Consider the following 16,067-nt stretch of genomic DNA (forward strand, 5'->3'; position numbering starts at 1 on the left):
GCAGGAGATGAGTGCTACATGGAAAATTCAAAGGTTATATTTGGAAATGAACTGTTAGATGCATATAAAAATGACATGGATAATGCTGTTGTCAATTACTGGGATAGAACATATCCGAAGCAAGTCCATTTTTCTTTGAATTATAGTATGCTTTCTCGACACTTATTGTTGCTTGGGGGTGCAGGTTCGGGGAAAACTAATGTATTTAAACTGACCATGACACAGCTTAGGGAGAAGGCATCGACAAATGATGTGTTTATTGTATTCGACACAAAAGGAGATTTTTATGAAGGCTTCGGAAAAGATATGGACTTGATACTGGGAAACAGTAAGGAATACAGAGAAAAGAGCCAACGCTGGAATATATATGATGAGGTACTTGCTGACGGAGAGAATCCGGAAGATTACGAGGTAAACGCCCGTGAGATTGCAGCTTCGCTGTTTGAAGACAGAGGTTCGTCCTCACAACCGTTTTTCTCTAACGCAGCACGAGATATTTTTGCGCATGCATTAATATATTTTATAAGAGAGGCGGTTAATAATCCGGCGGATGGACTTAGAAAGCTTAACAACAAAAGCCTAACTGACTTTTTGCTAAATGCGAATGGCAGTGATTATGAAAAAATGTTTAACAAATACTCTGATATGAAAGGCGTTATGTCATATCTGGGCGATGGAACTTCAAATCAGGCATTAGGAGTCCTTGGTGAGTTAAAGAGTATGCTGTATGACTTGTTTATCGGCGTTTTTAATGACAATGACATGCATGGAAGATTTTCCATGAGAGATAGTGTAAGAAAAAAACAAGGGCGAGCAATTTTTATAGAATATGACTTGATGACAGGAGAGACTCTTACACCGATTTACAGATTGCTTGTTGACCTGGCACTCAAAGAAGCGTTGGGAAGAAGCGATAGTGAAGGCGGAAACGTATACATGATATTAGATGAGTTGAAACTTTTGCCAAAGCTGAAGCATATGGACGATGCGCTTAACTTCGGAAGAGGCAAAGGTGTAAAGGTTATAGCCGGCTTGCAAAGTATAAATCAGTTATACGACATTTATGGTGAAGCAAAAGGTAAGGTAATAGCCGGAGGGTTTTCGACACTGTTTGCATTTCATACATCCGACAACGAGTCGAGAGAATATGTGTCAAAACTTTTTGGGACAAACGTAGTTGGGTATCATTACACAGGAATTGATGGAGTTATTGAAAAGCGAGAACGTGAAGGGTATGCGGTTGAAACATGGGATCAGAGTTCGTTGAATATAGGTGAAGCGGTGATAGGACTGGCTGACAACGAAAACCCGTTTTTGTTTCAATTTACGGAGTATAAAGACAGGTAGGAGATGAGCGTACAATATGGGACTGTTTAATAGGAATACAGATGCAGAAAAAAGGAATGCTTTCAATCGCGACATAATAGAAAGCAAGGCTGAAAAAATTTCATATTGGATACCTAGTTTTGATACACCGGAGAATTTTTCAGTTTATGGCGGTGATAAATACATTCGAAATATGATTGTTATGGGAACCATAGCCAGATGCTATGGAAGAATGGGAGTTGTTGTTATTCATAATAACGGAACGCTTGTCGAAGAGATAAAAAAGTTTCGCGGCTATTTCCCTGAAATATTTAACGGATGTGCACGAAATGGTGTTCGCGTGATGAATTGTAATGTTGATAACACGAATCTTTTGTATGAACCGTTGTATGGAATGGGCATAGACAGAGCGGTTGAAGCCATATATCCACAAATGCCGGCAGAGAATCCATCTTATATGCAACAGCATATGTGCACCGAGATACTGAGAAAGTACATGATGATATTGAAAGCAAATGGTGAAGCGGTTGATCTGGATGGACTTCTCTATCTCTGCAATATGGACATACAGACATTGGAGAAGACAGCTATGCAGAAGCTGCCACAGGATGAAGTTAGAAATATTCTTGCTTCATTCCTTCAGAATAATAACTTGTATTTGCAAGTTCGAGCAGATGTGAATGCTTTTGCCGGACATCTTGAAAGTAGAATTTGGAGACGCAAGAAGAACTTGGACGAAGCGTCAGACGTGAGTATGACAGAGGCTGTCAAACACAGAGCGATACTAACTGTTAGGGTTCCATCAAATGTAGGGGTATTAAATTACTTGGCAACAGAGATTCGTTCAATGATAGATGATGGATTGGAATTTTTATTGGTTTTGGATTCTGTCATGATTGCAAACAGTACTATGAACAAAGAGATACTTCGCCAGTATTCATTGCCGATATCAACGGTTATTACTTGTGACAGTATAGCTGGGATATTTGATGATGAGAATGATATGTTGAACTCTTTGGGAAAGATGGAAAACACTATCATTATGAATACGCCTAATCTCAACGTGGCAGAGGTATACTCAAGAGCACTTGGACAATATATGAGACAATTTACAACTACTCATACCGGAAGTCACAGAGAAGCATTCAGAATCATGGGCGGATATGACACGTCACGGGATATGCATGAGGAGCTATTTAATCGGGTGACACCGCAAGAGTTTTCACAGCTTGGAGATGGAGCTGTTTTGATAAGCAAAAGCAATGGAGGTACAACAGTAAAAACAAAATATGTTAATTTGGATTATTTGCGATAAGCAGAAGATAAGCAAGTTAAATAAAATTGATGTGGAGGGAATAAAATGAATGAATTGGATTTGAGTCTTTATGATTATGTTGGTGGGGATAAAAGTGCTGGCTCTGAAGTAATGTTGAAAGAAGCACAAATTTATGGAATGGAAAGAAAATTTGAACATAATCGTCTTATAAAAAAGATTATTGCTCAAATAAGCGACAAATTTATGGGAAAAGTAAATAGAGAGATTGATAGTTGTAGTAGGGATAGAAGAGATTTAAGACAACGAGAAAAAATCTCTACGGGATTACACTTTTATATACATGCAAGAGATATATGTGGAATGGATATTTCAAGGGAACCCTATAAATTCAGAGATTTAACAGAGTTGGAACAAGTAGCTGTTTCAAAATTGATAGGAGATAAAGTTTCTGAACGCATCCGAAAAAAATGCAATAAAGGACCGAGAGGAACTCAAGCGTCAGTTATTGTAAAATATTATTGGGCCGGGCCTAGTGGGAATAAAGGAGTGGAAGTATTAATTGAATGGACAGCACAAAATGGATATGCAGGCAGAATAAAAGGGAAAGAGTGGTATTAGCTTAACAGAATCAAGGCAATGACATTTTAACAAAATGAACATATTAAAAGATATATATGGTCAAATCATATCCACCATCGGCAGTGTGTTGCCGGAAACGGGTGGTGTGTTAGGAATAAAAGACGGAATCATATGCGCATATTATTTTGATAGTTCTGGTAAGTGTGACAGTAATACATATAAACCGGACACAGATAATGTAAATAGAGTCATATCAGAATGGGAAAAGCAAGACATACAATTTGTAGGTGTAGTACACAGCCATGAAGAAAAGCAACCTGCGTTGTCATATGCAGACATAGTATATGCCCAAGCTATTATGAAGGCAAATGATATGGAAAGAATATTATTTCCGTTAGTCGTTATAGGTAACAAGGCAAGGTTCATCATGTATATGGTTGACAGGTGTGGAGATGTCACGGCAGAAGAGATAACCTTGATTTAAACAGATGTTACGTACATCTGGTTTAAATAAATCCAATGATAAGGAGGAACACAAAGATGAAAGAAGTCAAAGCTAACGTAAAGTTGCCGGAAGGAACATGCTGCGCATATGACTGCAAGGCTTGTGGATGGTCCGATCCGGGAGAGAAAGACAGTAGTGGCAAGATTTGGTGCACCAGAAATCATGCATACTACTATCCATGGGAGAGTTCATCTGGGTGTAGCGGCTATTTCACGAGAAAGTAATTATTAGGTTTTATTTACTAGTGTGTTAGGAATTATTTTGTGAAAGAGTGTGGCAAGGCAAGCGGCAGAACCATTTTGATGAGCAATAGAAGTTTTGATAAATGGTTCTGTTGCAAGCAGAAAATGAGATGCAGGTAAAAGGGATTATAAAGCCGGCAGGTGTAGACGCGGCTGATAAAATTTTAGGTTAGATGTGAAGGTGGATTGATTTGGCAACTTCAGGAAAAGAAAGCAGATACGGATTGGAGACGGTATAGAGACAATGGAAGATGTATCGGGTGCGATGTATATGAATATTGTTGGCGCGAGATATACGTTGTCATGGCATGACGATAATGAAGAATACTCTTCGGAATGGTTAAGGCAAGGAGTATACGATGCGACTACGAATGAGGGACAGAATTGTATGATAATTAGAAAATTATTAATGTGAGCGAAACGGGCTGACATTATTGTATATAAACCTAAGCCACAGATGGCAAGGATCTAAAAACGGAGGATAGAGACATGAAGAATACAGGCGCAAAAAAGATCAAACGAATCAGTATATCACTTTGCTTCGCAGCAGCGCTTTGCATATGTTTGTATGCAGTGGGGTTCTCAGTAAAGGCAGACAATCAAGCTACAATTAACAAGTACAACGTGGTAGTTGTTCTTGATTCCAGTGGTTCTATGGAAGATACAGATCCTGATGGTAACAGGTATGAAGCGATTGGACTATTTATCAACCTGCTTACAGAGAGTGGGAATAACATAGGTGGGGTTGTGTTCTCTAACGGCGTACAGCTAAGCGAGGATATCGTATCTGCGGACGATCAAAGCACAAAGGATGCTTTTATGGAAAAACTTAAATCCATTGCGCCGGCTGGCTGGACAGATACGGGAGCCGGACTGGAGACTGCCGTTAATATGATTGAGGAGCAAGGTGATCCAGAACTGCCGTCGGTTATTTTGTATTTAAGTGATGGCAACACGGAGATGGGTACCGACGCAGAAACAGAGGAGTCGCTTCAGAGAAAAGCTGACGCAATCCAAAAAGCACGTGAGAATAATATACAGGTATACAGTGTATGCCTTAATGCAAATCAAGACGCAGATGTTACAGAGATGAGCCAGATTGCAGATGCGACGGGCGGTATATTCAAAGAGATTACATCAGCGGCAGACTTGAAGGATGCGTTTAATCTTTTCTATGAAACAATATACGGAACATCGACGGTACAGATAGGAGATGAGACAGTCCCGGAAAGCGGAGTGATTGAGAAAGAATTTAGTCTTCCGGCGTTTGGCGTAGAAGAGGTTAACATCATAATTTACGGAGATGTTGATAATGTACAAATCACAAATCCGAACAACGCAGTTGTAGATTCTACGACAGTAAAATCAAATACATATACGATTGTTAAGTTTTCGGATGTGCAGGAGGGTAATTGGAAACTCAAGGCAAACGGAATACCAGGTACGAATGTCAAAGTCAATATGGTTTACAACACAGATTTGACTGTGCAAATCGGTTCAAATGCAGATGAGATCGGTCATTCCGTTACATCGGATGATGAATTAGAGATATATGCCAATTTGGTATCAAACGGAGAGACAGCTACGCAGGATAATCAGTATAACGGATATGAGGCGTCCCTTGTTGTGATGGATTCTTACAGAAATGTTATAGAAGATGATATTCAGATGGACGTCACAGGCGGAAAATTCTCTGTCAAGCGGAACTATGAGCCGGGGACATATTACTTCAAAGTGATTCTTACAGGAAATTATCTGTCAAAAGAATCAGAGGAACTTGGGGCAGTCACCGTGACAGAAACAGCTGAGCCGGAACCGGAACCTAACACGGCTCCGACACCGGTGAAAGATAAGATAATAAAAAAGGTATATGTAATACCGTTCAGAGACAACACATTTGAATTTGATGTAGATGGCATTGCAACGGACAAAGAAGACAAAGAACTTCATTATGAGATAGAATCCAGTTCTTTCGAGGAAGGGGAAGACTATACCTTCAGTGACAACAAGATAGAGCTGACACATTATAGTCTTAGCAAGGGAGCATTTACGATCCGCGCGTATGATTCCATGGGAGAGTATTGTGATGTAGAACTCGTGATTACCAGCATTAATGTAGGACTTGTAACCATGATTGTGCTGGCGGTGATTGCTCTTATTATTCTGATCATAGTCGGAATCATAGTATACAAAAACAGCATTATTTCGTTTAAGGGAACGATAGAAGTAAAAACTTGCGTCAATGACGTAGAAAAGAGTGACCGACGCGAGGGAAGACGCGGAAATGTAAAGTTGAGCAAGTTTAAAGTCGATGACTTGGGACTTAGAAAAAACACGCGATTCCAGGCAACGGGTAAGGATTATATATATTTCATAATCAAGCCGGGATTGTATATGGGAAATCGGAAGATTAAAAAGGTGAAGATTAATGGAGATGGCTCGGAACTTAGACTTTACAAAAAGGTAAGTAATGATGGGCAGATGTCGGATTGGATTGCAATCAGTTTTGTACCAAAGGTATATTCTTCACGCAAGCAGGATTTCTTTGGAAATGATTCATCGAATTCATGGGGGAACAATAATGGTGATTATGGTTCCATGCAAGGTGGTGGAGTGTTTAACGGCTTAGATGGTGATTACGGAGATGCGAATATGTATGGTGGTGAGCCAAAACAATCATCAGGCAACTCATCTTGGGGGAATCCTTGGGATGGACAGGGTAATAGCTATGACAATGGTGATACATGGCCGAAATAGGATTTTGTACAGGCTCATATAAAAAGCACAAGACGGAGGATGAAATAAATGGCACTAATTAGAAGCCTTGCGTTATCACAAGGTGGTGGAATAATTTCATATAATCAACAAGCCAAGCAGGAGGAGAATATTGTAAATATATTCATAGGTCTCGGTGGTACTGGTGTTGACTGCTTACGTGAGATAAAGACTCAGGTATATAACCGAATAGAGCCGGATTTGATTACTAATGATGGAAAAGTTGTATACGAGCATATTCGTTTTTTGGGAGTTGATCATGATATAATGTCGTTCCATTCCATTGGTGACGAGGATAGTAGGTGTAATTGCCTTCCTCTGTTCGAGAGTGAGATGTTTGCATTGGCGGGTTCAGGAATAATGCTAAAAGCTGTGAAGCAGGCCGGTGATGTGTTCACACAGTATGCATGGTTATCCGATCATATAGATCAGATAGGATTGGATGATTATGAACCGAGCGGTCTTCGCCAAGAGGGAAGATTTCTAATTATGGCGAAAGCTGACAAGTTTATGGCTAGGGTGCAAAACGTAATCGCAGATTCAAAACGTGGATTATGTAATCCGCGAGTTGTAATTCATATCATTTCAGGATTGTGTGGCGCAACAGGTTCAGGTATATTCTTGGATGTGTGTTACATGTTGCGTGAAATATTGAAGGCTGAGTGCAACACAGAAATGTGTGGATATTTTTTCACACCGGATGTAAATGTTGCTCATGTTCAATCAAACAATGTAAAAAAGCATATTCAACAGAACGGTTATGCAGCGTTACAAGAACTTGATTATTGCATGAATATTGAAAAAAATCATGGGAAATTTAGACAGGAGTATACTGGTGGTAAGTTAATAGATTGGGATCGCGCACCTGTTGACTATTGTCACTTAATATCAGCTCAGGATAACAATGGAATGTTCGTCAGGATGCATACAATTATGCAATGAAGGTGACGAGTGAGTATGCGCTTGAATTCATCAAAAAATCAGTACCAGGGTTTAATGTGTTTTCGTTTTTATATCGCTTATCGCCTATAGTATCTGAAAAAAGAGAACATAAAAGCTTTGGCTATAATATAAAATACCTAACAATTGGTGCCTCAAGTGCGGTTGTTCCTTTAAAGGAGATAAATACATATCTTGCAACCAGGCTTTTCGATAGATTTTCCGAAGTTGGCAAAGATATTCCGGATGAAAGTGATGTATGGAATTTTACAGTAGGCGTTTTCGGCGAAGATAAGAGTGACAAAGATATACAGAGCAGAGTATATGATGCTTTGTATGCAAATCTACAGGGGGATTCAAAAGAAGCATACAAGCAATGGGACGGTACTGCAAAGCAAATGGAAAAAAATGGCGATCAGGAAATAGTATATTTTTATGAGGATCAGACTGCAGAGAAGGAGGGAATATTAGCAAAAAATAAGGATCGATTGTTGGATGCTGAAAATCGTGATTCGTTGATTAGCAGAGTTAAAAAAATCATGTACACAGTTATTACTGATATAAACAGAGGTCCTGTATTTGGATTTAATATTTTGAATGGTGCAAATAATTTTAGCGTTGATATTAGCATTGATAATGTGATTAGTGGACTCATTACTACCAATACGGAAAAACTCAATAGACTGAGAACTTATACAAAGGGTAAGGAAGATGCGTGGAATGATGCAAAGAAAGGATGGGATGATCATAATTTCATTAATCGTGGTGTCAGGTATAACACATATGTGAATAAAACGTATGATTTGGAGCAACAAAAATATCTTGAAAAATCATATATGTATATGGATGAGTTGTTAAATAGTGTTAAGTTGCAGGTTAGGAATATGAGTTCAAATTATTATAGTGTTCTTTCACAAATATTTAAAAACCTAAGAGAAACATTTAAGGATAATTCTTCAGTACTAGCAAATGGTATTATATTTGATGAGGTAAAGGGATTTGAAAAAGCACTTATAAATATAGAGGATCCAAATCTACAGCAGGCATTGATAGGAGAACTTCGCAAGGTAACACCATCTACAGTATTTAAGCAGTTAATTGAAGCTCTGATAAAAGATGAAAAAGCATGGAAATCGGATACACAGATTGCAAGAGTAGTAACGGGATATTTTGTAGGGAATAACGGTATATTCCGCGACTTTGCAGACAAGACAATAGAAAATTTTTTAGAAATTGCATACGACACCGATAATATGGTAGAGATAGCGAAAAGGATAGAAACCGACTGGCTAAGTGATTTGCATAGCTCGGCAGTACCGCTAGTTTATAAGGACAACAAAGTTTATGAGGGGACTATTGCAACATTATGCAGAATGTCGGTTCCGATTGATGCTTTATCATTAGAAAGAGCTGCAGATGAATATATTCAAGTTAACTTTGACACAAAAATTGCTGTAACAGGAGCAAAAGATCGACTATCGTGCTTGACATATGCAGCCGGATTCCCAATCTGTTCACTTATGGGGTTGGACGAGGTAGAGAGAGAATACTTCAACGTTCCACTCATTGGTGCACATAGTTATGAGAGCACGGGACTTGATACAGAATTTAGTGATTGGAGAAAACTACCATTACTTACACCTGTATCGTTGTTTGAAGATAAACTTGACCGTTTGCCGCATATTATGTGTGAAAGCGTTAAGGCAAGTATAAAAACGTGTGATGATGTTCTCAAGTATGGCATTTACTCAGTGACAGATGGTTACCGATTACGCTTGTTATGCGTAAAAACTGAATTAGAAAGTGAATTACACAGGGTATCCGATGAGGCTCTTGCCTGTGTCAATGAATTTGAAACACTTAAAGAACAAAGCGAGTCAGCTGATGCAGATGTCGGTATAGATAAGCATAAAGGGCTTCTTAGTAGAAAAGACATGCTTATACAAAAAATATCAGAGATTCGGGACGGACTTAGTAATAAAGATTACTACGAAGATACGGATTATGAGCTCATAATTACAGGAGAGTTATACAACGATGATGATTTTATGAGAATAGCGAAAGACGAACTGTGTTATTCACCGGTCATGCTTTTAAATGCTCAAAAGAGTATAACCATAATTGAAAAAGCATATCAGACTATCGAGAAGATGGTGACAATGTTGCGATATATAAAATAGAATTGAAAGTTCACTTAAAAAACTTTCATTCAATAAATGAATTTAATTTTTCAAAAGATGTATAAAAACACAAGGAGGATACAAAGATGGCGATTATTAACAACTTAGCACTTTCAATGGGGGGAGGAATTATATCCCTTAAGCAGCAGGCAAAGCAGGCGGAAAATACGGTATCAATTCTGATAGGCTTGGGCGGTACAGGGGTTGATTGTATCAGAGAAATAAAGACACAGGTATATAGTCGAATCGAGCCTGATGGTGGCGAAGATGCAACCGTTGCCAGATATAGACATATACGATTCCTCGGAGTTGACGCTGATAATGCAAATGCTTCCAAGGAAGAGGAATCTGACAATAAGAAATCAATAAAAACCCTTTCACTCAGTGAAGATGAAGCATTTACACTAGCTGGTTCAGGTATAAGAATAGAGGATATAAAAAAAGCAAGTGATGTTTTTACGCAATATAATTGGGTATCCGACGATATAGAACAAACAGAGCTGGATGGAGCTGGAGCTGGTGGTGTGCGTCAGGTGGGAAGATTTATGCTAATGACAAGAGCTGCGGATTTTATGACTAATCTTGAAAATATGATTTCAGATGCAAAAGTAGGACTAGAAAATCCAGAGGTTGCTGTTCATATTTTTTCTGGCATGGGTGGAGGAACAGGATCAGGTACATTCCTTGATGTATGCTATATGGTTCGAGAAATTTTAAAAGGCGAAAAGAAGTCCTATACTTGTGGTTATTTTTTTATGCCGGATGTAAACGTATCACATGTTCGGACAGAAAGGGTTAAAAAGTACATTCGCGTTAATGGCTACGCTGCTATGCAGGAACTTGATTATTGTATGAATCTTGAAAATAATCATGGTAAATTCATGCAAGAATATACTGGTGGGAAACTTATAGAGTGGAATAGAAACCCTGTTGATTTCTGTCATCTTATATCAGCATTAGATAACAATGGAAATGTGCGTGAAGATGCATATAATTATGCTATGAGAGTTACTAGCGAATATGTTTTTGAATTTTTGGTAAAAGGTGCACCTGGGACTTTTACTATGAAGCAACATGTGAATAATCTGCCAATGTTGAAACGAACAGCAGAGCAAGAAAGATATTATGGATATTATGTAGGATATTTATCAATTGGAGCTTCAAGTGCCATTGTTCCTCTAAAAGAAATCAACACTTATCTTGCAACCAGGCTGTTTGAAAGATTCTCTCAGGTGGGTAAAGATATTCCGGATGAAAGTGATGTATGGAATTTTACAGTAGGCGTTTTCGGTGAAGATAAGAGTGACAAAGATATACAGAGCAGAGTATATGATGCTTTGTATGCAACCCTACAGGGGGATTCAAAAGAAGCATACAAGCAATGGGACGGAAGTGCAAGCCAGATGGAAAAGAACGGCGATCAGGAGATGGTGTATTTTTACGAAGGACAAACTTCAGAGAAAAAGGGAATATTAGCAAAAAATAAGGAACGATTGTTGGATGCTAAAAATCGTGATTCGTTGATTAGCAGAGTTAAAAAAATCATGTACACAGTTATTACTGATATAAACAGAGGTCCTGTATTTGGATTTAATATTTTGAATGGCGCTAATGAATTTAGTATTGATAATGTGATTAGTGGACTCATTACTACCAATACGGAAAAACTCAATAGCCTGAGAACTCATACAAAGGGTAAGAAAGATGCGTGGAATGATGCAAAGAAAGGATGGGATGATCATAATTTAATTAATCGTGGTGTCAGGTATAACACATATGTGAATAAAACGTATGATTTGGAGCAACAAAAATATCTTGATGAATCATATATGTATATGGATGAGTTGTTAAATAGTGTTAAGTTGCAGGTTAGGAATATGAGTTCAAATTATTATAGTGTTCTTTCACAAACATTTAAAAACCTAAGAGAAACATTTAAGGATAATTCTTCGGTACTAGCAAATGGTACTATATTTGATGAGGTAAAGGGATTTGAAAAAGCACTTATAAATATAGAGGATCCAAATCTACAGCAGGCATTGATAGGAGAACTTCGCAAGGTAACACCATCTACAGTATTTAAGCAGTTAATTGAAGCTCTGATAAAAGATGAAAAAGCATGGAAATCGGATACACAGATTGCAAGAGTAGTAACGGGATATTTTGTAGGGAATAACGGTATATTCCGCGACTTTGCAGACAAGACAATAGAAAATTTTTTAGAAATTGCATACGACACCGATAATATGGTAGAGATAGCGAAAAGGATAGAAACCGACTGGCTAAGAGATATGTATAGTGCTTCGGCTCCGTTATTCTCTAAAGACAATAATGTATGTCCGGGAGATATAGGAGATATGTGTAGACTATCTGTGCCAGATGGTGCTATATCATTAAAAAACGCTGCAAATACGTTCATTAGTTCTAATCAAAAAATTAAACTTGCAGAGGTTGAAACTAAGGATAGAATATTATTCCTTACGAGTGGAATGGCCTTCCCAATGAGTGCATGCAAGGATATTAGCGAAGTTGAAAGACAGTATTATAGTTCTACACGAATAGGAACTCATTATTATGAGGGAAAAGGATGCTTAAACATCGGTTTTTGCGACTGGAGAGATTTGCCATTTTTGACACCTATTGATCGAATAGAGGATGATAAGAAATTGCCTGATATGGCAGTGAAAAGGCGTAATCATATTCTACAGATATACAGTGGTATAGAGAAGTATCAATTATGTAAGGATAAAGGTAATTATAAAAGAACATTATTCATAGTGAATGACAACTATGATGAAGAGCTCAATCTGCTCAAGAATGATGTGGAACATTATTATGGTGACGAGAAAACGTCAGCTACTGCTATGAGGGAGAAAAGAGATGAATTATTAGACAGAGTGGACAAACTTAGAGTACATAGTTCTGATTTAGAGTATTGTGATGAAACTCAATATTCAATTGCTGTCGTAGGAAAGACAACAACTGAAACTGATTTTAATAGACTTTTGCGCGATATGATTTGCTATTCGCCTGTTATGCTGATGGAGGCGGAAAAGAGTATAAAGAAACTGGAAAATGGCAATAAAACATTGACTGAACTTGAAGAGAAAATTAAATCTGTTGATGCAACTTTAAGTAAATTAGCTGACAAAGAAAAGGTAATCTTCTTTAATGCGCTGTTTACGGGAGTAATTAAACTTGGCAAATCAACTGGTGAATTCACACCTATTGATGAAGACGGCATTGAGGATGAAACCATATGTCTTTCAAAAATGGATGATGAGTTTGAATATAACGATATCCTTCCTTATCAGGTATATAAGACATTTATAACCTTGGATTCAAAGACAAAGAATATTATGAAAGAGATGTCGAACAAGGTTATCAATGGTAGCGACGAAAAGGTGGCGGAGATAGTTACTGAGCTTACAAAAACATTTTCTAACAAAAATTATAAAGTATGGCTGTCAGATGCTAATGGTAACCATACTGGGGATAAAGAGGAAATAAAAGAATTTTTGAAAGAAACCATGAGACGTTTTAAGACTCAATGCATGAAGTATGATATAGAAGTCGAGCAGTAAGCTCAGCTTTAGAAGGAAATCTTGTCTGCCTGCAAGATAATATCAGGTAGACGAGATTTCTGTACAAAAGGAGAAGTGAAGCATGAAAAGAAATGATGAGTGCCTTCTTGGTGAACGGTTAGCATCGACAAAAGATAAACTAGTAAAAAGACAGAGAAATGAAATTCAGATGAGAGGTGGAAGACCTTACTTTCCGGTTTGCGTTTTTCTTGCTGGAGAAAAAGCATTTGCTCATTTCGCGGAATTAAGAGACAAGTTGAAGTTATTTTGGCCTGCATATTTAGATGTGCTTCGTTTCTTTTATATAGACGATTTTACAATAGCAGATATCACAGATATAAATTGTATAGATATGGATTCAACCAAGCAAAATACTGTAAATCTTATAGAGGAAATCGATAGCATGTACAATGAATCGAATGATATGCAGTCAAGCAGTAGATTATTGTCATATTTTGTATACGATTCCAGTGATTTAAAAAATAATGAGCAGGTTCAATGCCTGTTTACATTAGTAGATTCGATAGGACAATCCTTGCTGGATACTGGCTATGAGATTAGGTTTGCTGTGTTTCATTTGCTGAACGAGAGAGGAAAGAGTACAGCAAATGAAATAAAAAAGAAGTTGAAAGACGGTTGCTGTCGAGAAGGAGTTTCTAATTTTATTCTTAGTAATCGTTTTCGGAATAATAGAACGCTGATTCCTCAGAACGATGATCGGTATCGCCTAATTGGAACGTTGATCGCTCTTTCTGATGATGGCAGACATGATGGTGGAGTATTTAGTAGTGGAGAGATTCTTACTGTAAAATATTCGAAGATGGAAAAAGATTATAACACCATGGCTACCGCTGTTGTTGAAACTTTATTAAAGCGAATATATGACATGAAGGATAGTGAGGATTTTAGAACTACATTTTCTATTCCGGATGATATGACATCATTATTGGGTTTATCTGATGACTGTAAATTTGAGGAATTAGAGAATATTGTTAAAAGCAAAGAAATTAATCTAGGTGCGTTGCTACCGCTTTTGCCGAGAGAAAGTGAGGAAAGGCTGGATTCAGATATTGATATCAGAATGACAGAGCGTGAGATTGATAATCTGACCTTGGGAGGCTGGAGTGCATTAGCTCATGTAATAAGTGATGGTATTGTAAAAGAAGTAAATGAAACGACGCTTAGAAGTAGAGTTAAGGACAGCTATCGCAGCCTATTGATACGGAATATGAATGTATATCAGCTTGCATTTATTAAAGATAATTACAGGCTTATTGAAGAAAACATAAATAACAACGTAGTACGTTGGAATCCGGATGCAAGGTTATGCGATAAGATGAGTCAAGTATTACATCATTATGTGGCGATAAATCCGAGATCCGGAGAAGTTTTTATGGAAACTATGCGTGAGGTTAGCGATAAAGCTTCAAAATGCGTTGATATTATCAATGAGTTGTTGCGTGAGCTTGCAACCATACCAGAGCCGAAAGATAAAAAATTATATGACCTTATAAGTGATGAAGTATGCAAATACTCAGCAGAAAGTGGGAACTTGAATAGAATAAAGAAATTGTATCGTACAGTTGATGAAGGTGCAATTTTAAACGAGATTGATAGTATACTGGAAGATCTTACACAACTTTCTGTATTCAATTTCGACATGTTTGGATTAGTGCAGAAGATGATAAGTGAAGGTGAAGCAGAAGCAAGCGATTACATATGGAGAAGCCTTCATGCTGAACTTACAAACAGGCAGTATATGTCAACGATTACAGAACTTAATGCTCCAGGACTTTCTATGGTTATAACCAAGAAAGATACAAAACTGGCTCAGGTTTTGGAAGAAATTATCGGCGCAACCGGATATGAAATATATGATTCAGGAATAAGCGATGTGATAGAGTCTGTAGAAGTGTATACGGTTGATGATAGAGAAATTGCTGTTGGCTGAAAGGAGGAGAATCGCCATGTCTTATGAACTAAGAGAATATGACAGAAAGTATTATTGTAATAGCATCAGGATCAGCTCAGATGGGCTGATACAATGGGATTCATCCAGTGAGGCTGACACTTTGGTTGTATGTGTACCTATTGGAAGTGTAGATGTACGGTTATTGTCTAACTTCGGCGCTTCGTTAGTAAAACTATTAAATCGAGTGAATGAAGATATTCCTTACGCTGTGTATTCGGATATCGGTAGTGGCATATATGTAAAGCCATTAACTGTTGCTGATAAATCGAAGAATAATGGTACGCAGCTTCATATTCCGGGACGCGGATATTTGGTTTTGGCAATGCGGACAGAAGGGGATACTACTTATGTTTATCTTCCGAGAAGTACGGATTATTCCGTATATGCTGAAAGTGAAATGCGAATAAAGGTAGCGGTGACTGAAGAAACACGGAGGGTACAGACTTCTTCTGGGTTATTCGGGAGAAAATCGGTTGATAAAAGCTATTATAAAATATCATTCAGACCTGAATTCTCAAGTGGTTACATAGATGGATTGATATACTATCGAATTGGTAATTACAAGATACCAATCACACAGCAGATGATTGACCACAGAGAGATATATATAAATAAAGTGAATGATAATATGCCACGACCGTTAGTAGAGAGCGTATCGTCGCAGGTTAAGATTGACTAAAGATAAGGAG

General features: G+C 37.8%; 11 protein-coding genes. All 11 read left to right on the forward strand.

Annotated elements, in window-relative coordinates; all coding sequences use genetic code 11:
• Positions 1 to 18 precede the first annotated feature (18 nt).
• Positions 19 to 1,347 (forward strand): type IV secretory system conjugative DNA transfer family protein, encoded by a 1,329-nt coding sequence (locus DXB54_RS08495; RefSeq protein WP_118694906.1) that lies wholly within the window; start codon positions 19 to 21, stop codon positions 1,345 to 1,347.
• Between the two features lie 16 nt (positions 1,348 to 1,363).
• Positions 1,364 to 2,641: a hypothetical protein gene (locus DXB54_RS08500; RefSeq protein WP_118694907.1), complete on the forward strand. Its 1,278-nt coding sequence runs from the start codon at positions 1,364 to 1,366 to the stop codon at positions 2,639 to 2,641.
• 45 nt (positions 2,642 to 2,686) lie between these two features.
• The gene (locus tag DXB54_RS08505) at positions 2,687 to 3,220 is read left to right on the forward strand and encodes a hypothetical protein (protein ID WP_118694908.1); all 534 of its coding nucleotides are present in this window, start codon (positions 2,687 to 2,689) and stop codon (positions 3,218 to 3,220) included.
• A 106-nt stretch (positions 3,221 to 3,326) separates the two neighbouring features.
• Positions 3,327 to 3,665, forward strand: a complete 339-nt coding sequence (locus DXB54_RS08510; protein ID WP_199708747.1) for a Mov34/MPN/PAD-1 family protein — start codon at positions 3,327 to 3,329, stop codon at positions 3,663 to 3,665.
• 108 nt (positions 3,666 to 3,773) lie between these two features.
• Positions 3,774 to 3,917 carry a hypothetical protein gene (locus DXB54_RS11880; RefSeq protein WP_158578215.1) on the forward strand — a complete coding sequence of 48 codons (144 nt, stop codon included), beginning with the start codon at positions 3,774 to 3,776 and terminating at the stop codon, positions 3,915 to 3,917.
• A 500-nt stretch (positions 3,918 to 4,417) separates the two neighbouring features.
• The gene (locus tag DXB54_RS08520; RefSeq protein WP_118694909.1) at positions 4,418 to 6,685 is read left to right on the forward strand and encodes a VWA domain-containing protein; all 2,268 of its coding nucleotides are present in this window, start codon (positions 4,418 to 4,420) and stop codon (positions 6,683 to 6,685) included.
• A gap of 48 nt (positions 6,686 to 6,733) precedes the next feature.
• Positions 6,734 to 7,645 carry a tubulin-like doman-containing protein gene (locus DXB54_RS08525; RefSeq protein WP_118694910.1) on the forward strand — a complete coding sequence of 304 codons (912 nt, stop codon included), beginning with the start codon at positions 6,734 to 6,736 and terminating at the stop codon, positions 7,643 to 7,645.
• Positions 7,642 to 9,822 (forward strand): hypothetical protein, encoded by a 2,181-nt coding sequence (locus DXB54_RS08530; RefSeq protein WP_118694911.1) that lies wholly within the window; start codon positions 7,642 to 7,644, stop codon positions 9,820 to 9,822. Before DXB54_RS08525 ends, DXB54_RS08530 begins: the two co-directional genes overlap by 4 nt.
• Before the next feature lie 86 nt (positions 9,823 to 9,908).
• Positions 9,909 to 13,406 (forward strand): tubulin-like doman-containing protein, encoded by a 3,498-nt coding sequence (locus DXB54_RS08535; protein WP_118694912.1) that lies wholly within the window; start codon positions 9,909 to 9,911, stop codon positions 13,404 to 13,406.
• Between the two features lie 82 nt (positions 13,407 to 13,488).
• Positions 13,489 to 15,357, forward strand: a complete 1,869-nt coding sequence (locus DXB54_RS08540; RefSeq protein WP_118694913.1) for a hypothetical protein — start codon at positions 13,489 to 13,491, stop codon at positions 15,355 to 15,357.
• Between the two features lie 16 nt (positions 15,358 to 15,373).
• Positions 15,374 to 16,057 (forward strand): hypothetical protein, encoded by a 684-nt coding sequence (locus DXB54_RS08545; RefSeq protein WP_118694914.1) that lies wholly within the window; start codon positions 15,374 to 15,376, stop codon positions 16,055 to 16,057.
• Positions 16,058 to 16,067: the final 10 nt, after the last annotated feature.

This window comes from Coprococcus sp. OM04-5BH (assembly GCF_003482105.1).
Taxonomy (GTDB): domain Bacteria; phylum Bacillota; class Clostridia; order Lachnospirales; family Lachnospiraceae; genus Coprococcus.